Here is a 19,341-nt window from a genome sequence, read left to right as displayed (position 1 = left end):
TGCGGACGGGCAAGACTACCAATGGGGCAACACAGTGTCCGGGCGAAGGAGCTACATCAAATATCGGGAAACAAAGGTTGGCCCGGTAAGACAAAATCAATCGCCAGTGAATTGGATAAAAACGGCCTGATCCGCTTCCAAAGACATATTCAAACCAGCCGCAGAAACACGCGCCACGATAGTTACGCATTTCGAGTTCACCAGCACAATGTCGCTTTCGCCTGCAATTGCAAGAAAACCACCGACAACCCCCTGATATACGCCTGGGAAATCATCTGGTGATTGTAGGCCGTAAACATTTCCCGATATCGTGCCATCACGGGTGCCAGTTTCCCCAAATTTTAGGCCACGTGCAGAAAACGTAAATTCCTGCCCTTCTTTAAGTTCTAAAACTCCTTGGCCTTGACGAACACCGATAAATAGAGATCTGGTCTCACCAGTGAAAGTAACGCTCCCAGACAGTTCTGGCTTCTCCGGGCAACCTGCACCGAGCGCTTGACTCGTGGATGCCGACAGACAGATCAAAAAGACGCTAAGTGAATTTCTCAGAAAACTTGGCAACCTTCCTGTCGTACAAGGCATTGAGCGCTCCGATTGTTATGTCAGATCAGATGTGTGAAGTGGGTGTCAGTTAAGATTGGGAGTCAAGGCGTTGATTGTTCCATCGACACCTACACCAATTGTCTGTCCTATGGTTAGCTTGGGTCGCGAGTAGAAACTGTCGCCATTCTTTAGAGCGTCGCCAAGCAGTCGAACGACTTCGGGAGAATCCTTGTATTTGGCGTGCGAATAAGAACTCTCGTCGTCCACATCACTTAAATCGATGGCGATTATTCCACGTCTGTTCAATTCAGTGGCCGGAAGCTGACCAATACGAGATACGCCCCCCGCCACTCTGCGGCTTGCCAACAATGCCTTGTCGTCTGATGAAACAAGAATGATCATGTTATATCCGCCTTCTGGAAAATTTCTAAGTTGTGACAGAAAAAGATCGAGGTCGATATCTGGAGCGGCTAGCACAACATTTCGAACTTTCCCGGTTGGGTTTATACCAGTTGTAATAACAATCTGGCGAGCAGCCTCCATAACCAGAAGAGAACCCATAGAATGTGCTACAACATCGTAGCTTTCGACACTTGCAAGCTGTAGAGTCGAAAACAGTTTGACCAATTGATCCCGCGCAGAAAGTACGCTGTTTATGTCGTAGACGTATTTCAGTGTTTTGCCGCTAGACGCCCATGAAAAAAGAATAGGAACACCATCGTACCCCGTGTCTTCGACAAATTGCGTCACTTGAAGAATGGCCGATGTCAAGTTCGTGTTGTACCCGTGGACAAATAATAAAATGTTGCGCCTTTCTTTAGGCCGACTTTTCAAATGTGCCGTCAACTCGTTTTGAAACTGCGTTTCCGTGTTAAATGAAACCGGTTGATTGATTGTGAAGTGTTTTTGCGGATCGGGTGGTAATTGCCTAGGTCTTTCAATTTTGCCTGGCACATGTGTCGGCGGCACTGAAACCTTCACCTGCGCAAAGTGAAGGGTTTGGCTTCGTTCGCCGGAGTAAAATTCCCCAGAAACGCTCGACGGCACTCTAGTCGTTGCTATAAAAAGGCGGTGTTGGCCGGCATCTTGCGCAATATCTAGCGGGGCCTTCAATCCAATGCCAACGAGGTTTTTCGGAGCTGAACAAGACAAGAGCAATAGGGCAATTATCGCTAAAAAAAACGTTTGCCAAGTAGGGTTGGGAAGTTTTTCAACGCCGCTTAGAAAAAGTCGAGCGTTCCGCAGCCCTGGCTTAACCGCTCTTGAGAACGCCAATCTTGCGCCCTCATAAAGTCGCTTCTCGCTTGGATGTTTCAAATTTCAAAGATCCAGAGAAATTTTAGTATTGCGTTTTTAGCATGTTAAATATCTTGACACAATTCAGATAGACTTAGAGCCAGGATGCATTGATTGTCTTTGAGCAACATAGTTCACGGCTCGGAAGACAGAGCGGTGAACGTCCGCTCAAAGCGACGGTCCCGATCACTCGTACTATTTCCATTTGATTGAGCAGCCAATGGATTGCGTTTGCTTTTTGGGACCCTGATCAGTCTCTGCGACTTGCCTCATAGCTTCGTATAATTCGCGTGGAAGATCTTGCTGTCCAGGTGTCATGCGCGTTGCGTCCAAGCGACCCCGGTATTGTAATTCAAGCTCAGCATTATAGCCAAAGAAATCCGGAGTGCATGTGGCGCCAAAAGCTTTGGCAACAGACTGGCTCTCGTCATGCAGATAATGGAAGGGAAAGGAATGTTTTAAAGCCATAAGCTTCATGTTCTCAAAACTGTCGGCTGGATACTTTTCAGCATCGTTCGAACATATTGCGACAACACCGACACCAAAAGCCATCAAGTCTGAGCTGTCACGGATTATCTTATTCAGTATCGTCAAAACGTATGGGCAATGATTGCAAATGAACATCACCAACGTTCCTTTGACGCCTTTTAAATCGGCAAGACCATACATTTTCCCATTCGTGCCGGGCAAAACGAAGTCTGGCGCAGGTAGTCCAAAATCACAAACCGGGGGGCTAATAGCGGCCATTTCAAGCTCCATTTTTGCACGCAGTCGCGCACAAATTCTCAAATACTCTAATCAAAGTGTCGTCAGAAAAACTCGGATCAAAGGGGTTGGTGCGGTTTCGTAGCGAAGTCAGTTGCTTTTGATCCAGCGACCACCGCTTTGCGAAAAAAACACCACCCGGTCGCGACTAGCTCAGTGATTTGCGCTGCGAGAATTAGCATACTTTGCTGCGTCTACAATGGCAGAAATGTCCGCAACCCGGTCCTAGCCGTGTTTTCTACCAGTGTCTGCTCTGGATCAAAGCGGCCGTTGACGCTCCGACCTGTTAATAGGTCCAGAGCCTAGACATGCGCACATGAGCTCGGCCAAATAAGGCTTTGCATTTAAGAAACTGCGTTAGCAACCTATAGCACGAGGATTTGGTTTTCTTCCCCGCCATGCGCCTCTGGTCATCAAAAATCCAACTGCTTTTTGCCTCAATGTGTTTTAACCTCGGCACGCGATGTTTTTCGCATCCAATGGGATGGAAACCGGACAAAAAGGACAACCCATGCGCTTGCTACCTGCACTTATTGCAACGGCTCTTTTCGCAACTGGAGCGGTTGCTCAAACAATCGACAGGATAACAAAAAACAACGAAATCCGATTTGGTTTTCGAACAGATGCTGCTCCGTTGTCTTACATTAACGACCAAGGTCGCCCGTTTGGTCTGTCACCGTTGATTTGCGATCAAGTGGCGAAGGTAATTGCGCAGAAACTGGAATTGAAGGATTTGAATGTTCAGTTCATTCCGGTCGACTCTAAGGATCGTTTCGACAAAGTTGCTTCCGGAGGGGTGGATATGCTCTGCGGGGCCGCGACGATTACACTTTCCCGACGCGAAGTTGTTGATTTCTCAATCCCAACTTATGTCGATGGAACGTCCATATTGTTGCCAATCGAGGCTGAGGGCACCATGGGTGCACTCGCGGGAAAGAAGGTTGGAATGAGAAGCAGCACAACAACAGAAGCGTCCGTTCTGAACTCATTTGAAGCTGCAGGTATCGACGCAGATATGGTGCGATTTGCTTCACACCCAGACGGTATCAAAGCACTTCGAGACGGTGAAATTGATGCCTATTTTGCAGATCAGTCGATTTTGTTGGTCAACTACATTGCTGCGGGACTAAAGGGCAAATTCAAACTATCCCAGGAAATACTGACGATAGAAAAGCAAGGATTGGCCATTGCGAGGGGTGATGATGACTTTCGATTGCTTGTGGACCGCATTTTGTCAGAAATGTATGCTCAAGGCAAAATGGAGGAGATCTTTCGCATTGCTTTGCCAGGGATCGAGCCCAGCGAAGCATTGAAAGCTCTCTACGTTATCGCCCCTACCAATCCTTGAGACGCATTGCATCAAACAGTTTTGTTGCGTGTCTATTGCCCTGAGTGATTGAGACTTGTTGGCTCGGATAGCGGTCGTTCAGGAGACTTCCACCAAGCGCCGCATCGACGCCGGAGCGCAAAGTCGTTCTTTTGCATAGAGGGCGTAAGACTTCCCTTTCGAAACTGCCATTTGGTTCGCTGGCTTCCCAGTTGAATCAATGTCTTCATGCCAACATTGGCCAGAAGCCAATGGAAAATATGCCGACCAAGTTTACATTTGTGGAAGCTTCTAATTCAGTGGACATTCAAGCAAGTTGCAGCAAACGACCGGTATGCGGACGGAGCAGAAGTTGCCAATGAAAGCGGTGATGTCTGCCTTTCCGGTTGAAGTGCGCCCCTGACTGGACAGACCTCACCGCGGTATATTCTCCGGTGTCAGCACCTGGACAGTGGAGATCGGTGCCTCCACTAGCCCGCTGGACAGCCCATGATAAGATAGGAAAGTGTTGAACGTGTTCCGTACGTCCAGTTGCAGATCGTGATGCAGGATGAAGTCGACGCGCCGGTCCTGGATCAACTCTCTGTTTTCCCGATCAAGGTCATGGGCCACGTAGACATCGGGGCGCAAACCTTTGTGCTCTAGCGTGCGCAGGATCGATAGGTTGCCGCCTCCCATCGAATAGACCGCGCGCAGATGTTGAATGTCGTCTACGGACTTCATTAAGAGCCTTGATGTTTCTAAGTCCACTCCACTGCCGCCCTGGACAGCAAGGAGCTGAAGATCAGGACGCTCGCGTGCCAAGGTTTCAGTAAAACTGTACTCGCGCTGCTCTTCTCCCAGAAAGCGTTCATGGCTGCGAGTGGCTAAGACCATTCCTGGCCCATCCCCGAGCATTCGGGAGATAAGGTAGGCAGCTGTGCGTCCTGCACCGGCGTTGTCTAACCCGACATAGGCAATACGATCAGTATCCCCGATATCGGTGACAAGCGTGACCACCGGGATCTTTGCGGCGGTCAGCGTCTTCACTGCTTCCCTAATCCGTGCCGTATCCCGCGCCTTAAGACACACACCCTGACTACCTCGCTTCATGATCCGTTTCAGCGCCCCGACGACCTCGTCCTCTTCCATGATCTCCTGCAGCAGAAATCGCGGACGGCAAACTGCCGTTCTGATCTGAGGCAGTATCGCCTCTGCGGCCGCCTTCACCTCCCGGCTGAAGCGAGACGGCGCCTCCACGACGAAGTCGAAGAACAATCGCCTTCCACGAGCAGCAAGCTGGGTCTCTTGGGCCTTCAACTCTTCCATTGCGGCGGTAACACGCAGCTTTGTCTGCGGGCTCACATGAGCCCGGTCATTCAGAACCCGATCGACAGTGGCGGTTCCAAGACCTGCCTGCCGCGCGATCTCTTTGATAGGAAAACGGTGTGTCATTTGATGTGTTTTTGATGCGTTTCTGGGCCCAAAGCAATCCCCGCGTCCGTATCCTGTTCGGGACAAGGGAGGAGCCGTCATGAAGGATACTGTCGACAACACCATCGGCTACTACGACCCGGATACCTGTGATCTGGGCGAGTTCAAGGCACTCATAGGTCAAGCGACAAGCAGCGAGCAGGTGCCGCTTGCGGCCGCCATTGAAAAGAACATCCCGATCTACGACATGGCAAACCTTCGTTCGGCTCTCGAAGATGACCGGACCCGTAGAGGGATCATGGCGGAATGGGCACAGGTCCTGCGCTCCGGTGCGGGGGTCGTGGCCTTAAAGGGAGCCTATGCCGATACGGCAGCTCTGGATGAGGCAACCCACATCTACAAAGGAATTATTGCGGAAGAGAAGCAGGGAACTGGGGGCGCAGGCGATCACTTCGCAGCGTCGGGAGCGAACGATCGGATATGGAACTCGCTTCAAAAGCTCTGCGAAGCCTCGCCCGAGGCGTTTCTGAACTACTTCGCAAACACTTCTGTCGCGGCAGTTTGCGAAGCTTGGCTGGGGCCGAATTATCAGATGACGGCGCAGGTAAACCTCGTGCACCCCGGCGGCGCAGCTCAGCAGGCGCATCGCGACTATCATCTGGGATTTCAAACCTCCGACGTCAGCGCGTCTTATCCTGCACACGTCCACGACGTCTCGCCAATTCTGACGCTTCAGGGCGCTGTCGCACATTGCGACATGCCTTTGGAGAGCGGCCCGACCAAACTGCTGCCCTTTTCGCAAGCATATCGTCCGGGCTATGCAGCATGGCGCCGGGATGACTTTCGGGCCCTTTTCGAAGAACGCCATGTGCAGTTACCGCTGGCCAAAGGAGATGCCGTGTTCTTCTCCCCCGCTTTGTTTCACGCGGCCGGTGCCAACATCAGTCATGACATTCACCGCTTCGCCAACCTTTTGCAGGTGTCATCGGCCTTTGGTCGCGCAATGGAGACAGTCGACCGGGACAGAATGTGCAAACTGCTTTTCCCTCACGCGCTTCAGGCCAAGCAAACAAACAGGCTCAGCGCCGCCGAGTTGTCTGCGGCAATCGCTGCGACCGCCGAAGGGTACTCGTTTCCGACAAACCTGGATCGCGATCCGCCGACAAACGGTCTTGCACCGGAAACCCAAGCCGCCTTCTTTCGGCGCGCATTGGTTGAGGGGATTGAGGAGCATGCCTTCGCCGAGCGGCTCGATCAGATGAAAAGTGCAAGAATGGCCTAAGCATATGCGGCTTGGCGGCCGCCCCCTAACCTGCCGTTCGTTGAGGTAACTCTCCAGATTTAGCCAAACTTGGGAGATTGGGCCAAAGATCACTGTTTTCTCCACCAAGACGCACTACCGTCGGTCACTCGACTAAAAGACAGGAGCGCTTATCGATCAATAACGCCGATCTCGGTTAGCGTTTCACCCGCAGCACTGCTAGGTTGGCTGATACCTAAAATAGTGCTCAGAGTGACGGCCACGTCTACCGTGGAAACGGGACCGCCCCAATGACCGCTCGCAACCACAAACCGGTCTAATCGCTAATGCCGTCGGATGACGGCTTTGAGCCCATGGCGGTCATTGTGATTTAGTGCTGCGCGCGCACGGAGTACGGAAACTTTTTCAGGAGCGCAGTTTCGCTTGCCGCTCTGCGGCTGCAGAAGGAGCCAATCGCGCAAAGCGCAGCAAGTCAACCGACGCTAGGCTGTCGCCGCATCATTCAATGCGCCCATTAGCTCCGCAATTCTTCGAGCAGAACTTTGTTCAAACAATAATCTGGTGCTTCCTGCGCACCGTCGGGATGGGCGTCGAGCCAAGCATTGCAAGCTCTTTTTTCAAGACATTCGCCGCACTTGAACGCGATATCGTGATGCCTGAACACCTCAAGCTTGTTGTTCAATATGGCCTGTGCAAGGTCCACATTCAGCGTGTTGGCCATACGCGGCAACTGGTCAGGATGACAGATTTGATTTGTGATAACTGGCACGGTAGCCTCCTTCGAAAATTTTGTGAGAATAGTTGAGCGAAATCCTCGGCTGTGAATTCCGCTAATCACAAAACTCGTGCACGTACCTTGATCTGCATCAAGCCGCTTAAATCAGGTAATTACAGTAGCGTTTGTTTGTTTGTTTGTTGAAAGCACTATTGAGAACTCGATAGTTAATCGAGGTTAGTCATCGGCTCCAACCACCCTGATGCAGCCGCTGCAGTGCATGAAAGCCGCGCCGACCAACAACGTCTATCCGTCTGGCCATTGAACCCCGGATGTCGGCACGATGCTGATGTCCGGGCGTGGAGGGAGGATTGGACGGTATGTCGCGCCACCAGTCCAACTACCCACAGTCCCTCTGAAACGAAGGCTAAGTATAGCTGCGCATACCGATATTCATCGGACCCCAAGGGATGCGAGGCGGGTCACACTGAATTCGGCCCCAGTGCAAGGCCCATGCAAGCAACTTCCGGCGAAAGGGCGCTGCGCCCACGCAAAACCCGACAGTCTGTCCACGGACACCTATGCATAACTCCTTCAGTTTCATGTCATCACGTTTCTTGGTCGATCAGTCTGATGTGATCAGTCCGTTTTTGTCAGTTAATTTGAAGGCGGCTGTGCTGAGGGTTTGATCAGAGCCAATCAGAACGGCAAGGGAAGTTCTCTTATCAACGATCACTGATCTGGAGGGTCAGACGGCTTTGGGGTGATAGACGCAATCGGCCAATGTGCTGCGGTTGAGGTCAGCGATGAAGGACGCTTCGGCCTGGGCCAACCGGTTCTTCAAACGGCAGTGCGGCGTCAGGGTGCAGGCAGCGCCGCCAGGTGAAAAGCACTCGACCAATACCTGGCCGGTTTCGAGAAAGGCAATCACGTCGCCAAGCCGTATCTTTTCTGGTGGGCGGGCCAGCATGGCACCGCCGCCACCGCCGCGCCGGGTCTCGATATAGCTTGCTCCGGCGAGGGCAGAGATCACTTTGGCAAGGTGGTTGCGCGAAACCTGGAATTCGGCGGCGAGCTCAACGGTAGTCATGGCGCGGTCAGGTGTTCCGGCCAAGCGCATCAAAACGCGCAGCCCGTAATCTGTGAATGAAGTGAGGCGCAAGGTCGCGATCCCGATTTGGTATTTGCAATGCGTATTAACGCGAAGTATTCGGCAAATCAAATACCAATTCGATTTTGCCCAGCTGAAACACGGCAGAGAGGACCAGACTTGAAGGATGATCTAGCCGCCTCTGTTCACAAGGAAACCGACACATTGTGGCGGCCTTGCAATACGGTTGCTGCTGCCGAAGCGGGTTGGGAAGAGCCGGGGCGATGAAGCAGTTGGCGAATGTTTCGGCTGAGGGTCGAGGTGCTACAGATCAGTTACTTTCTGCAGTGGTGGCACGTTTGCAGACTGACGGAGTTCGGGTTGGTGGCGCCCTGCGCCAGCAAAAACCATCGGGAGGGGCTTCTGATTGCAACAGCAACTTGTGGCTTTTGCCTGATGGACCGAACGCCCGGATCACGCAAGATCTTGGAACTGGTTCCACATCTTGCCGGATGGATGCAGGAGCACTTGAAAAGGCGGCCGCCACGGCGACCGCACGGCTGATTGCGGGCGAGGTCGAATTGGTAGTGCTGAACAAGTTCGGGGTCAGCGAGGCGGAAGGGCGCGGATTTCGCGCACTGATCGCCGAGGCCCTGTCGCGCAACGTGCCGGTTCTGATCGGCGTTTCCGATGCGCACCGGGCGGCCTTCGAACATTTCGCGGGTGGCATGGCGACGACGCTAACACCTGAAGAGAATGAAGTTTTGGACTGGTGCCAAACAGCAATCAAGCCCACTACTACACTTGCCGAGGAGGCCTGAATGTACGATCCGACAACTCAGATGCCGACCGTCGCGCTGATCAATCACATCTGGAACCGCTACCATGACACTCACCGGCGGGAGATGCCTGGGCTGATCGCGCTGGCCAACAAAGTCGAGACAGTCCACGCGACCGATCCAAACACACCGCACGGTTTGACCGATGCGCTGAAGGTAATGTTCGCAGAACTCGAGGATCACATGCGCGACGAAGAAGAAACTGTATTTACTGCATTGCAGACCGAGCGCCCGGCCAGCGCAGTCAGTGCCGTCCCAAGCCTACGCGAGGCTCATGACGGTCACGAGGCTGCGCTGAATCGCATCGCCGCGATCACCCACGGCTTCCGGCTTCCGCACCACGCCTGCCAAAGCTGGCGGCGCCTCTATGTCGGGCTCGGCAAGCTGGTCGAGGATCTCGACGAGCACATGTATCTCGAAAACGAAGTGCTTTTTCCGCGCATCGAGATGAGAGCATGAGAGATAAGACCACAATTCCCTCGTAGCCCGAAATTGAACAACCGATGTCTCACACCACGCCGACACCTCGCATAATGCCGATTTGTACTGCGCTTGCCACAGCGAGCTTGCCGATCAAATTTTGGCAACCCCAACACAGCCCGATGGTCTTGACCTAGCCAAAAACCGACCTGTGCACAGCAAGAGAGACCTGAGAAATGACCGCCAACACCGACCCCATTCATCGCCCGCGCTTACTGGGACAGCGCTCGGTAGCGCGGCTGTCGGCTGCAATTGTACAGCCGATCCTGTCGCGGATCGTGCGGCGCGTTGCGGAACGCCACCCGTCGCTCTTTGCCCGACTTGGACCGCATCAGACAACAGATTACATCATCGACCCAATTGAGCTGCCTTTTTCGCTGCATCTACGCCCTGATCCGCAAGCGCTGATCTTCCGCGCCGTGCCGCGCGATATAGCGCCCGTTGCCGGGGCGGCAATCCGTGGCCGATTCATGCTGTTGCTGGAACTAATCGATTCAGAAGAGGATGGTGATGCGGCCTTCTTCTCGCGTGATCTCGAGGTGACCGGCGATACCGAAGCTGTAGTACGACTGAGAAACGCGCTTGACGATGTCGACGGCTCCATCGCCGAAGAAACCGCCGACATGTTCGGCGCACCGGGCCGCGCGATCCTGGCGCGACTGCGCCGTTCATACCCGACAACCTGAAAGGATACAGGCCAATCATGAGCCTTGCCGAACTGATCTGCCCTGCTGGCACGCCCGCTGCCTTGCGTACCGCCGTCGATGCTGGCGCCGACGCCGTCTATTGCGGCTTCCAGGACGCCACCAACGCCCGCAACTTTCCGGGCCTGAATTTCACACCGGATGAGTTGGCCGCATCTGTCGCCTATGCCCATGAGAAGGGCACCAAGGTTCTGCTTGCGCTCAACACCTATCCGCCTGCTGGTAAGGTCGACCTTTGGCGGCAGGCCGCCGATACCGGTGCACGGTTTGGCGTCGACGCATTCATCGTTGCCGATATGGGCGTCGCCGACTACATCGCCCGCACACATCCCGGCATCCGGCTACATCTGTCTGTGCAGGCTGCCGCCTCCAGCCCCGAGGCCATCCGCTACTATTGTGAGAATTTCGGGGTGAAACGCGTGGTCCTGCCGCGCATCCTGACGATCCCCGAGATCCGCCAGATCCGCAAGGAAATCCCCTGCGAGATCGAAACCTTCATCTTCGGAAACCACGGGCTGATGGTGGAAGGACGGTGCAGCCTGACCAACTACCTGACCGGGCAATCGACCAACATGGATGGCGTCTGTTCGCCAGCCTCGGACGTTGAATATGTCCGCCACGATGACGGGTCGATGTCCTCGCAACTTGCCGGATTTACGATCGACTGTTTCGGTCCGGACGAAAAGGCGGGCTATCCCACGATCTGCAAGGGCAGATATTCCGCGCCGCACCGACCCGAGGGTTACTACGCCTTTGAGGAACCCATCAGCCTCAACCTTTCGCGGCTGTTGCCCGAGCTGATCGAGGCGGGTGTTCATGCCTTCAAGATCGAAGGGCGGCAGCGGTCGAAAAGCTATGTGCGTAACGTTGTAAAAGCCTTTCGCGCGGCGGTGGATGACATCCGCGCAGGGCGAGAGGCGAACATCGCCGACCTCGTCGCATTGACCGAGGGTCAGAAACAGACACAAGGCGCCTTTGAGACAAAGAAATGGCGGTGACGAACATGACAAAACTGACACTGGGTCCGATTGCCTATCACTGGTCCGCCGAGCGGCGGCGCGATTTCTATGCCCGCATCGCGGACGAGGCTCCCATCGACGAGGTGTATCTGGGTGAGGTGATCTGCTCCAAGCGTGCGCCTTTCCAGGAGGCTGAACTACCGACAATCATTGAGCGGCTGGAACGCGCGGGCAAACGGGTAATCTTGTCCTCGCTTGCCGAAGTGATGCTGAAGCGCGAGCGTAAGGCAACAGAGGATATGGCCGCGATGGATGCGCCCGAAATCGAGATCAACAATGCGGCAGGGCTTTACGCACGCGGCAAACGCCCCCATCGCATCGGGCCCTTCATGAATGCCTATAACGAGGCCACGATCAAATGGATGACCGATCAGGGGGCGACCCATGTTGTCCTACCGACCGAGCTGCCCGCCCCCGCCATTGCCGCTGCGACGCGGGCTGCCCGCGACCTGGGACTTGGCGTCGAAGTACAGGTTTTCGGCCGAGCCTCGCTGGCCGTTTCGGCGCGCTGCTACCATGCGCGCGCGCATGGCCGCACCAAGGACAATTGCCAGTTCGTCTGTGAAGAGGATGCTGACGGGATGCCGCTGACCACCCGCGAAGACCAGCCGATCCTCCGGGTGAACGGCATCCAGACCCAGTCTGAAAGCTATCTTAACCTAATGCCGGAAATGGCGCGGCTGGCTCGCGACGGCGTCACCCATTTGCGTTTGATGCCGCAGGCGGTGGATATGGTGGCCGTCACGCAGGTCTACCGGCGCGCACTGGAGCGCAGAATCGATCTGCCTGAGGCAGAAGCAGTGTTGCATGAGATCTGCGGCGGGGCTCCGTTCAGCAACGGCTTCTTCCACGGAGAGGCCGGGTATCGCCGCATCGCCAATGCCAATCCGGTGTGACCGCGCAGCGGGAATAATCCAATAGTGGCACCATATCGGCCCATGTTTCTGGCTGGAGCGACCTGGGCAATTGTCGGGGTTGGCCTGGTTGGCTGGGACACAGGGATTGACCTGACGTATTCGCCGTTTGGCAATCGGTGGGCCTGGCACGGGCATGAGATGGTGTTTGGCTTCGCCGCAGCCATGTTTGCGGGCTACGCGCTGACCGCGATGCCAAGCTGGTCCAATGGTGCTCGTATGTCTCGCCGAGCTGTGGTTCTCTTGGTGGCGCTTTGGCTCCTGGCCCGTTTGACCGCAGTAGGTGCACTTGGTACCGATCCTGCTCTGGTCACAGCGGGAACTGCAGCTTTTATGGGCTTTGTGGCGCTGACCCTTGCGCGCGCGGCCTTGCGATCCCCGTCCACCAAAGGCGTGGTATTTGCACTGTTTGCGATGACGATGACCGGCGTGCAGATCGCCGTGCTGCGGGGCGGGAACATGCCGTTCATCCCAGTTCTGGGCTTTGCGGCCCTGCTGTCGATCGTGGGCGGCCGTATGATTGCGGGTTTCACCTGGAACAGGCTGAGTTGCATCCCGCCTCGCGAGCGACGCTTCAGGTTGGCGCGGCTTTGCGGTTACCCTTCTGTCATAGCCATCCTCGTCGCGCTCTTGCTGGAAACGCTTGGGGCCACATCCGAATGGGTTTGCGCAAGTCTGGCAGTTGCGGCTACAGCCGAAGCAGTTCGACTGTCGCTCTGGTTGTCCAAAGATACATTCGAAGACGGTTTGCTGCGTATGCTGAATCTGGCCTACTTTTGGTTGCCTTTGGGGCTCTTTCTAGTGGCACTCAGCAAAGCGCATGTTTCGCTAATGCTAGGCGGCGCCGCTCTGCATTCGCTTACCGCTGGCGCAATGGCATGTTCGATCTATGCCGTGGCCTCGCGCGCTGTGGCTTGTCGCGCTGATCGACTGCGAACGGTCATGATCGATAAGGTCGGATTCGCGCTTTTGTGGATGGCTGCATTTCTGCGTGTATTCGTCTCGGTCGATACGATAGGGCACTCCACCGTGCCCCTGGTCTGGTGCATTGTCTGGGCTTCTTTTCTGATGCGGCACGGCGCGGCCCTGTTCCGCCCGACACCCCGGCCTGTATTCAGTGGTCCGAAACGGCCTACCGGTCGCCAACCCGATGTCGACTTTCAAAATCTCGGCTGTCAGATCATCGCGAAGCGTTATCAATAGGTGCCTCTGCCGCACGAGCGGCTTCGTCTTTGTTGCGCGTCTTGCTTGTCTGACCGATCTGTGGCGAAAGTACGGTTTCGTTTCCTGTCAAAACAGCGCAAACGAATGACCGGTCTGGCGACATCTGCCGCGAAGCAGCGATCAAAGTGCTGCGCCCGCGAGTAGTTTCTGCGTCAGCATTAGCAGCACTGGCAAAAGGCAGCTATGTCCGCAAAGCAGGCATTCAGGTGAAATCCGCGAATGGCTGCATCGAGCCCACTTTGGCCGGTGCTGCGCGTTGCCCCAATGACAGCAATCCGCGGAAAGCAGACTTTGCGTCGACAAACATGCGACGCGTTTCATCAATATCTGATTAGAGTATCCAGTATCGCTTGCCGCGTTGCGTCATCATTTTGGAAAATCCTGCCGGCGAGAAACTCAGATGGAAACTCCGGCCACGTTTTGCGCATTTCGGAAATAAGTCGCTGAGCTTCTTCGGTATGTCCCAACTGATCCTGCGCAACGGCTTGGAACAGGAGAGAAGGAGCACTTACAGGCGCACCGGCTGCGGGCGCTCCTTTAAAGGCGTCCACAACGCCTTCGTAATTTTCGAGCATCAGTTGCGATACACCCCAAATGTTTCGTGCGCCAAAGCGGCCCGAACCTGACCGGAGTCTTTCTGGATCGCTAACCTCAGCGGCAAGATCTGGGGCGCCCGCCATGATGGCAGTGATGCCGACAAGATCCAGAATATGACCATCATTCGGCGCAAGCTCGACCGATAGCCTTGCGTATTTCATAGCCTCGACTGGATTGTTTTGGGTGGCCAACACCCAACCATTTGCACCGTTTGCCCACGCATCAGTAGGAGATAGATGAAGCGCTTTTCTCGACATCTCGGAAGCTTGGCTAAAGAGGTCATCTCTTTGTGCCTCATCAGGGGACAGCATGGCCAAAGTCGCCAGGACCTGTGCCGATCCGGCATAACCGTCCGAGAGTGCAGGGTCGAGCTCCGCGGCATGCTGAAACATTCCCAGTGCTATTTGCTGGCGTTTGACGTCAAAAACCGGAAAAAACATGCCTCGGGCTTGATCCGCAAGATTAGCCGCCTGAAGCCGTGTCAAAGATTGCTCGCCAAGCGCAGTTCGCTCAGCCTGTTCGATGGATTGAGTTGTGGGCAAAACCGCCTTGTTATCCCGCGTGAACCAAAAGCCTGTCACCGCAATCAACACTAGGCAACCCAGCCCAATTGGCAGCAGCTGGACCAGACGTCGATGCCCGCCAAGCAGGTCGCTGTCCTGAGCATTTGAGTTGTCGCTTCCTGTCGTCCTGCCTTGCGAAAACCGTGGCTTGTATCCGCCGGAATCAACAAAAATGCGAACTCCCTGACCGTCCCATTGATCTTCATAAAACTCATGTAGCAGTCGCCGCAGCCGTCTGGCTTCGACGCGGACAAGGTTTCGGCCACCGGTGCCATCAATGCTCCGACCGTAGACTTCAACCGCGATTGCTTTGCCACGAATCTGAGCACCGCGACCGGCAAGAGTCTCTTCGACCACGTAAGTAAGGAACTGCTGAAGTCGAGGCGAAGCCTGGAACGCGACGCTGGACACAACGCTCTGAAGTGCCTGTCGGACAAGCTCCGGCGATGGCGGTGCAACATCTTGATCTATCGGCAATTCATTGGCTTGGTTCAAAGCAAACTCACCCCCAACTCACGGTGACTCACTTGGCGCATGTCGTCAACCGCACTCATCTTGATGTCAGAATAGATAGTGGGAACCGGGGATTATCCAGTGACTTGGGAACTGAGTGACGAGCTTACAGATCTTTCCGATGCGCTTTCAGGGCGTACCGAAACGGATGCGTTACTCAGCGAGGCAATCGACGACCTAAAGAAAGTTACTACGCTGTTGGATGACACATCGATCACAGCCTCAGAGCGCGCGGAATGGGACCACATCAGATCCGAACTCGTGAACGAGCTTCGCCGGATGGTGAAGCGCAACCTTCGTAACACTCCTAACTGAGGACCTATCCATGACCAAGGAAGACAATGGGAAAGACCTGGAGAACAAACAGGTTCAAGCGACAGACCAAATTGAAGACCCCTCGCGACGGAATGTTCTGAAGGGTTTAGCCACTGGAGCAGCCGCAACGGGGGCAGCTGGGTTTGCGGCTGGGAGTGCCGAGGCCCACGAAGGAGACGGCCCACTGGGAGAAACGCTAAAGAACCCATACGGTGGTCGGCCCGCAGGCGGCATCTCTTTGCCAGAGTACTTCCGCCCGACGAAATACATGACGGGTTCTAACGCGAATTATTTCCCACTTAGCGAGGAGTTGGGTCCAGATGAGATGCGCATCTCATTCTGTGGTTCAACGCCCTATCCGCCGCGTGAAGATCAGGCGGGTACTTGTATCATGGTAGAGTTGGGAAATGGAAAACGGTTCTTCTTCGACTTTGGATCCGGGTGTGTCCGTAACATCATTGCCATGCAGGTGCCGGGGCAGCTGATCAACGACATCTTCATCTCTCACCTACATGTCGACCACTATGCCGACATCCCTTACATCTACCCGTTCCGGGCTTGGTCAGGAGGGTACACGCCGCTGCGCATTCACGGTCCCTCTGGTCGGACACCCGAGCTTGGAACAGCCGGGATGGTCAAAGGCATGCAGCAGATGCTCAAATGGCACCTTGAAGCATTCGACGTGTTCCCAATTGGTGACGGCTATGAGATCGAGGTCAACGAGTTCGATTTCCGACAAGAAGGCGGCGTCGTTTACGACCAAGACGGTGTGACTGTTCGGTCCTGGCCGCGCAGCCACGCCAAGGATGGCGCAGTTGGGTATCGGCTGGATTGGAATGGTCTGAGCTTTGTATGGACAGGCGATGGCCGACCAGACGAGCTTTCGCGGAAATACGGCGAAGGTGTTGATGTCTTTGTAACAGAAATGTCGGGACAGGATGTTGGTCAGCTGATGACCTACAAATACGGTATCCCACAGGATCTGTTCAATTACACAATCGATACGCACCATACCTCTCACTATGCCGTGGGTAAGCTCTTTGCTGACGCAAGGCCGCGTTTGGGAATGGTGACGCACTATACTCAAGACGAAGACATCGACGCTGAAATGCTGGCTGGAATTCGCGCCCACTATGACGGTCTGTTCCAATGGGGTCTCGATGTAGCCGTTGTAAACGTGACCAAGGATGCGATCTGGTATCGGAAAGCCGCATTACCCGGAAAATCCGGTACTGTCCCACCATTTCGCGAACTGGCTGCAGCAGCCGAGGCCGGGCGTATTGAACTTCCTGATGAAGTCACACTACCGAACCCGAGGCTCACTCGAGCAGATCAGCAAGATCAGAAATATCGAGATATGGAGATTGATCCACGTGAGTACTACCCAACCGACGTTTTCCGAGCGCCCGGCGGGGACTGGCCGCAGGACTTTACCATCAAAGTTTCGGATGTAATCGGCTCGCGCGATGAAGACTGAGGAGAGATTGAACAATGATTGAATTCGGTTCGACTTCTGCAATCCCCGTAACGATCCTTACCGGCTTTCTCGGAGCCGGTAAGACAACGCTTTTGAACCGCATCCTGACAGGTAATCACGGTTTGCGGGTTGCGGTTCTGGTGAATGACTTTGGATCAATAAACGTAGACGCCGACTTGGTCGTCGGTCTCGAAGATGATGTGATGAGTTTGGCAAATGGCTGCGTTTGCTGCTCGATCCGCGATGACCTGATCGAAACGGTAGAGGCCGTTCTCGCCCGGCCTGAGAAACCGGAATACATCGTCCTTGAAGCAAGCGGAGTGTCGGACCCCTCATCAATTGCAATGACATTCACCGATCAAAAGTTTCGGGACATGATCCGCTTGGACAGCCTCATGTGCCTGGTCGATGCGGAACAGCTCTTTTCTGCGCCGGAACAAATGGAATTGAAGCTCCGTCAAATCGCGTTCTCGGACATGGTTATTTTGAACAAGGTCGACCTCGTCGACAGGGCGGCTGTTCAAAGGGTGCACGATTGGCTCGGGTCTCGCTTCCGTCGGTATCGCCTTGTCGAAGCCGTCAACGCGGATGTCCCACTGGATATTCTTCTTTCTGTAGGTCGTTTTGCCGCCGAACAGCTAGAGGCAGAAATACCCGATCATCACGAGCATGGGCCGGATTGTGGTTGCCACCACTCTGATCACTCGGACAGCTTCTCAACAACTATGATGAAAGCTGAACGCCCGATAAGCTTGTCGTCTCTTCGGAGTGCAATTCGCAAGCTTCCGGGCGACGTCTATCGCCTCAAGGGATTTGTTTTTAGCGAGGAGGATCCGGATCATCGCATTCTTGTACAGGTTGTCGGAAAACGCATGGACATCGCAAGGGATGGCGCATGGGGGCACCGAAAACCCGAAACAAGGCTTGTTGCAATAGGTGCACCAGGGGCCCTTTCGGAATACGAGCTTTCCGATGCGTTGTTGGCGACCGCATAGCGGCAAGTTAGACCAAACCTGTTTGCGTGCGTCTGTAAAACTCCAACACGTAACAGCTCGAAAGCCCGCAGCAACGCGGACCAAATATGGAGAAAAACCTAATTGCTGAAGCAGTTTAGGAAATGGAGCCAAGCGATCAGATTGCTCGCACCTGCCACTGCATTTGTCTTGTCGGGAACGGCTTTATGCGCGCAGGACGTTTCAAGTCGAGAACTTGAAGATACAACCCCAAACCTCGGATTGCCGAGTTCAGCTGGAAAACAAGATGCCGAGTTGCTTTCTGCTTTCCACGGGCTCGAGGCGTTGCCCCGCGTAGCAAATCTCATTTGCAGAGGGTCTAGGGGCAAAGACGGGATGCCCGTTATCTTTTCAACCGAGGTAGATCAGGAAACTTTGCAGGCAGGTGACTTCAGAGTCGTAACAAAGTCAGGCCAGATCGGAACAATGCACTGCGCGTCAGTGTTGCCCGCTACCGATCCCGGTGAACTGCGTACGGTGCTTCTCATCGGGAATTTTGGAAGTGTTTCCGAGGATCCACCGGTTGCAGTCGAGGTCATTGGACACCTTCATTCCATCGATGGAGCACTTGATTTTCGCGGTGCCACTGTCGCCGTGACTCCGCTGGAAGACGGGCCGTCAATGATCTTTGCCGAGGTTGTCGAAGATTGGACTTTGGTCGGAAACTTGGGGCCACGCCGAACCAGAGAAAGCCTTTGTCCAAGTGACAACATCGTACAGGCCATTCGGGTAACTTGGGCGGGTGGCGTTACGCTGGCGAACGGCAAGGAGCCTGGCGATGTGGAACGTGATCTGTACAGGATTACTGTAGTGGCCGAGGATGGATCTCAACGCATAGTAACACCCGCGGCGCTTGCCGATCTGGGTGACGGAGACAATAACCACATGCTTTGCCTTGATACAAAGGATCGACCTATCTCGGTTTCCTTCCCAGCTGGCATTTTGACGGATCCGAATGATGATCTGAACCCTGAAACTAGCGTATTTCTCACAAAACCCAATTAAGAGACCGCTTTAAATTTGTTCGATTGGACTCTTAGCTGAAAATGCTTGGCCGGGCCGGTTGCGGGCATTCCAGTGGTGAATGCGAATGAACGGACTTGTTCGCCTCTCGGACATTGCGAACTCGGTTTTGAAGGTCCGCTTTGGGCGACTGCGGTCCTTTAGAGCAATACTGCGGATGTCTGCAAAGTCCGCAGAGCAGACGTTCGTTGCAGATTGCTCCAATGTCCGCTTTGCGGACAATGCTGCCATTGATCGCTGAAAGGTCACC

General features: G+C 54.6%; 19 protein-coding genes. 12 read left to right on the top strand and 7 right to left on the bottom strand.

Annotated elements, in window-relative coordinates; all coding sequences use genetic code 11:
- Positions 1–96 precede the first annotated feature (96 nt).
- From ACR0KN_RS16215 to ACR0KN_RS16205, 3 genes are all read right to left on the bottom strand, one after another.
- On the bottom strand, positions 97–582 hold the full coding sequence (locus tag ACR0KN_RS16215; RefSeq protein WP_480654983.1) for a hypothetical protein: 486 nt from the start codon (positions 580–582) through the stop codon (positions 97–99).
- 45 nt (positions 583–627) lie between these two features.
- Positions 628–1,860 (bottom strand): alpha/beta hydrolase, encoded by a 1,233-nt coding sequence (locus ACR0KN_RS16210; protein WP_480654981.1) that lies wholly within the window; start codon positions 1,858–1,860, stop codon positions 628–630.
- Between the two features lie 174 nt (positions 1,861–2,034).
- Complete coding sequence (locus ACR0KN_RS16205; protein ID WP_480654979.1) at positions 2,035–2,598, bottom strand: thioredoxin family protein; 564 nt, start codon at positions 2,596–2,598, stop codon at positions 2,035–2,037.
- A gap of 469 nt (positions 2,599–3,067) precedes the next feature.
- On the opposite strand from ACR0KN_RS16205, the gene ACR0KN_RS16200 reads away from it, so the two are divergent.
- On the top strand, positions 3,068–3,952 hold the full coding sequence (locus tag ACR0KN_RS16200) for an amino acid ABC transporter substrate-binding protein (protein ID WP_480458444.1): 885 nt from the start codon (positions 3,068–3,070) through the stop codon (positions 3,950–3,952).
- A gap of 393 nt (positions 3,953–4,345) precedes the next feature.
- On the opposite strand, the gene ACR0KN_RS16195 is transcribed toward ACR0KN_RS16200, so the two are convergent.
- Entirely contained in the window at positions 4,346–5,365 is a 1,020-nt protein-coding gene (locus ACR0KN_RS16195; protein WP_170542189.1) for a LacI family DNA-binding transcriptional regulator, read from the bottom strand.
- A gap of 79 nt (positions 5,366–5,444) precedes the next feature.
- Here ACR0KN_RS16195 and ACR0KN_RS16190 point away from each other — a divergent pair, with 79 nt between their 5' ends.
- The gene (locus tag ACR0KN_RS16190) at positions 5,445–6,626 is read left to right on the top strand and encodes a phytanoyl-CoA dioxygenase family protein (protein WP_170542190.1); all 1,182 of its coding nucleotides are present in this window, start codon (positions 5,445–5,447) and stop codon (positions 6,624–6,626) included.
- Positions 6,627–7,119: 493 nt separating this feature from the next.
- On the opposite strand, the gene ACR0KN_RS16185 is transcribed toward ACR0KN_RS16190, so the two are convergent.
- Both ACR0KN_RS16185 and ACR0KN_RS16180 read right to left on the bottom strand, forming a co-directional pair.
- Complete coding sequence (locus ACR0KN_RS16185; protein WP_170542191.1) at positions 7,120–7,374, bottom strand: DUF6455 family protein; 255 nt, start codon at positions 7,372–7,374, stop codon at positions 7,120–7,122.
- A gap of 694 nt (positions 7,375–8,068) precedes the next feature.
- Complete coding sequence (locus ACR0KN_RS16180) at positions 8,069–8,482, bottom strand: Rrf2 family transcriptional regulator (protein WP_480654976.1); 414 nt, start codon at positions 8,480–8,482, stop codon at positions 8,069–8,071.
- Between the two features lie 212 nt (positions 8,483–8,694).
- Between ACR0KN_RS16180 and ACR0KN_RS16175 the strand changes: the two genes are divergently transcribed.
- The 6 genes from ACR0KN_RS16175 (at position 8,695) to ACR0KN_RS16150 (ending at position 13,569) form a co-directional block, all read left to right on the top strand.
- Positions 8,695–9,231, top strand: coding sequence for a DUF2478 domain-containing protein (locus ACR0KN_RS16175; RefSeq protein ID WP_480654974.1), 537 nt, complete (start codon positions 8,695–8,697; stop codon positions 9,229–9,231).
- Positions 9,232–9,708, top strand: a complete 477-nt coding sequence (locus ACR0KN_RS16170; protein ID WP_170416038.1) for a hemerythrin domain-containing protein — start codon at positions 9,232–9,234, stop codon at positions 9,706–9,708.
- A 197-nt stretch (positions 9,709–9,905) separates the two neighbouring features.
- Positions 9,906–10,415, top strand: coding sequence for a ubiquinone anaerobic biosynthesis accessory factor UbiT (ubiT, locus tag ACR0KN_RS16165; RefSeq protein ID WP_170416036.1), 510 nt, complete (start codon positions 9,906–9,908; stop codon positions 10,413–10,415).
- A gap of 17 nt (positions 10,416–10,432) precedes the next feature.
- Complete coding sequence (ubiU, locus tag ACR0KN_RS16160; protein WP_480654972.1) at positions 10,433–11,431, top strand: ubiquinone anaerobic biosynthesis protein UbiU; 999 nt, start codon at positions 10,433–10,435, stop codon at positions 11,429–11,431.
- Between the two features lie 5 nt (positions 11,432–11,436).
- Positions 11,437–12,348 carry a ubiquinone anaerobic biosynthesis protein UbiV gene (gene ubiV, locus ACR0KN_RS16155; RefSeq protein WP_480458477.1) on the top strand — a complete coding sequence of 304 codons (912 nt, stop codon included), beginning with the start codon at positions 11,437–11,439 and terminating at the stop codon, positions 12,346–12,348.
- Positions 12,349–12,372: 24 nt separating this feature from the next.
- On the top strand, positions 12,373–13,569 hold the full coding sequence (locus ACR0KN_RS16150) for an NnrS family protein (protein WP_170542204.1): 1,197 nt from the start codon (positions 12,373–12,375) through the stop codon (positions 13,567–13,569).
- A gap of 341 nt (positions 13,570–13,910) precedes the next feature.
- Here ACR0KN_RS16150 and ACR0KN_RS16145 read toward each other — a convergent pair whose 3' ends face one another.
- Positions 13,911–15,245: a hypothetical protein gene (locus ACR0KN_RS16145; protein WP_480654969.1), complete on the bottom strand. Its 1,335-nt coding sequence runs from the start codon at positions 15,243–15,245 to the stop codon at positions 13,911–13,913.
- A 99-nt stretch (positions 15,246–15,344) separates the two neighbouring features.
- Here ACR0KN_RS16145 and ACR0KN_RS16140 point away from each other — a divergent pair, with 99 nt between their 5' ends.
- The 4 genes from ACR0KN_RS16140 (at position 15,345) to ACR0KN_RS16125 (ending at position 19,073) form a co-directional block, all read left to right on the top strand.
- Entirely contained in the window at positions 15,345–15,578 is a 234-nt protein-coding gene (locus ACR0KN_RS16140; RefSeq protein WP_480654967.1) for a hypothetical protein, read from the top strand.
- A 10-nt stretch (positions 15,579–15,588) separates the two neighbouring features.
- Complete coding sequence (gene gntH / locus ACR0KN_RS16135; protein WP_480654965.1) at positions 15,589–17,055, top strand: guanitoxin biosynthesis MBL fold metallo-hydrolase GntH; 1,467 nt, start codon at positions 15,589–15,591, stop codon at positions 17,053–17,055.
- A gap of 14 nt (positions 17,056–17,069) precedes the next feature.
- Positions 17,070–18,050, top strand: a complete 981-nt coding sequence (locus ACR0KN_RS16130; RefSeq protein WP_480654963.1) for a CobW family GTP-binding protein — start codon at positions 17,070–17,072, stop codon at positions 18,048–18,050.
- Between the two features lie 354 nt (positions 18,051–18,404).
- Positions 18,405–19,073 (top strand): hypothetical protein, encoded by a 669-nt coding sequence (locus ACR0KN_RS16125; RefSeq protein WP_480654961.1) that lies wholly within the window; start codon positions 18,405–18,407, stop codon positions 19,071–19,073.
- The last annotated feature ends 268 nt before the right edge of the window (positions 19,074–19,341 follow it).

It is taken from the genome of Ruegeria sp. AP7, from assembly GCF_056539905.1.
This window is presented reverse-complemented; position numbering and strand designations above follow the sequence as displayed.

Bases quoted from the DNA above. Each gene is read 5' to 3' on its own strand.
- ACR0KN_RS16215 (WP_480654983.1), bottom strand. From the start codon at position 582: ATGCCTTGTACGACAGGAAGGTTGCCAAGTTTTCTGAGAAATTCACTT.
- ubiV (WP_480458477.1), top strand. From the start codon at position 11,437: ATGACAAAACTGACACTGGGTCCGATTGCCTATCACTGGTCCGCCGAG.
- gntH (WP_480654965.1), top strand. From the start codon at position 15,589: ATGACCAAGGAAGACAATGGGAAAGACCTGGAGAACAAACAGGTTCAA.
- ubiU (WP_480654972.1), top strand. From the start codon at position 10,433: ATGAGCCTTGCCGAACTGATCTGCCCTGCTGGCACGCCCGCTGCCTTG.
- ACR0KN_RS16130 (WP_480654963.1), top strand. From the start codon at position 17,070: ATGATTGAATTCGGTTCGACTTCTGCAATCCCCGTAACGATCCTTACC.
- ACR0KN_RS16205 (WP_480654979.1), bottom strand. From the start codon at position 2,598: ATGGAGCTTGAAATGGCCGCTATTAGCCCCCCGGTTTGTGATTTTGGA.
- ACR0KN_RS16190 (WP_170542190.1), top strand. From the start codon at position 5,445: ATGAAGGATACTGTCGACAACACCATCGGCTACTACGACCCGGATACC.
- ACR0KN_RS16195 (WP_170542189.1), bottom strand. From the start codon at position 5,365: ATGACACACCGTTTTCCTATCAAAGAGATCGCGCGGCAGGCAGGTCTT.
- ACR0KN_RS16170 (WP_170416038.1), top strand. From the start codon at position 9,232: ATGTACGATCCGACAACTCAGATGCCGACCGTCGCGCTGATCAATCAC.
- ACR0KN_RS16125 (WP_480654961.1), top strand. From the start codon at position 18,405: ATGCCCGTTATCTTTTCAACCGAGGTAGATCAGGAAACTTTGCAGGCA.
- ACR0KN_RS16200 (WP_480458444.1), top strand. From the start codon at position 3,068: ATGTTTTTCGCATCCAATGGGATGGAAACCGGACAAAAAGGACAACCC.
- ubiT (WP_170416036.1), top strand. From the start codon at position 9,906: ATGACCGCCAACACCGACCCCATTCATCGCCCGCGCTTACTGGGACAG.
- ACR0KN_RS16175 (WP_480654974.1), top strand. From the start codon at position 8,695: ATGAAGCAGTTGGCGAATGTTTCGGCTGAGGGTCGAGGTGCTACAGAT.